Here is an 818-nt window from a genome sequence, read left to right as displayed (position 1 = left end):
GGCGAGGAACGAGCCCGTCTCGAAACCACCCGCACCGCAAGGACGGTCAAGCACCGGACCCGGGGATCGTGGTGGACCTCGAGGACCCGCACGCCGTACGCCGCCTGGTCGAGCGGATCGACGCCGAGCAGGGCCGGCTCGACGTGCTGGTCAACGACATGTTCGGCGGCGACCGGTATGCCGAGTGGGAGAAGCCGCTCTGGGAGCACGACCTCGACGGCGGCTGGCGGATGATGGGGATGGGCGTTCGCAGCCACCTGGTCACCGCCCACCACGCCCTGCCACTGGTGCTGCGCAGCGCCACGGATGGCGTGCCCGGGCTGGTGGTCGAGATGACCGACGGCACCGTCGAGTCCAACGCGGAGTTCCGCCAGGGCGTGGGCTTGTACTACGACCTGGTCAAGGCCAACGTGCAGCGGATCGTGGTCGGCCTGACCCACGAGCTGCGGGACCTGCCGGTGACGACGGTCGCGGTCACGCCCGGCTGGCTGCGCTCAGAGAGCATGCTCGACCACGTCGGGGTCACCGAGGAGACGTGGCGCGACGCGCTCGAGAAGGTGCCGGGGTTCGCGATCTCCGAGTCGCCGGCCTACGTCGCGCGCGGGGTGGCCGCGCTGGCCGGGGACCAGGGACACGCACGGTACGCCGGCCGCTCGCTCACGTCGTACGACCTCGCCGCGGCCTACGACCTCACCGACACCGACGGCTCCCGCCCGGACTGCTGGCGCCTCATCGCCGAGCACGGTTTCGACCACGGCCACGTGGACGTGACCCCCTACCGCTGAGAGCCGGTGGTTGAGGAGCGAGCGCCAGCGAGC

General features: G+C 71.4%; 1 protein-coding gene. It reads left to right on the top strand.

From position 1 onward, the window contains the following. Positions 1 to 785 (top strand): SDR family oxidoreductase (locus tag EKO23_RS24755; RefSeq protein ID WP_134721255.1); only part of this gene is annotated, 785 nt, incomplete at its 5' end. Between the last annotated feature and the right edge of the window lie 33 nt (positions 786 to 818).

Origin of the sequence: Nocardioides guangzhouensis (assembly GCF_004519545.1) — a bacterium.
Lineage (GTDB): Bacteria > Actinomycetota > Actinomycetes > Propionibacteriales > Nocardioidaceae > Nocardioides > Nocardioides guangzhouensis.
This window is presented reverse-complemented; position numbering and strand designations above follow the sequence as displayed.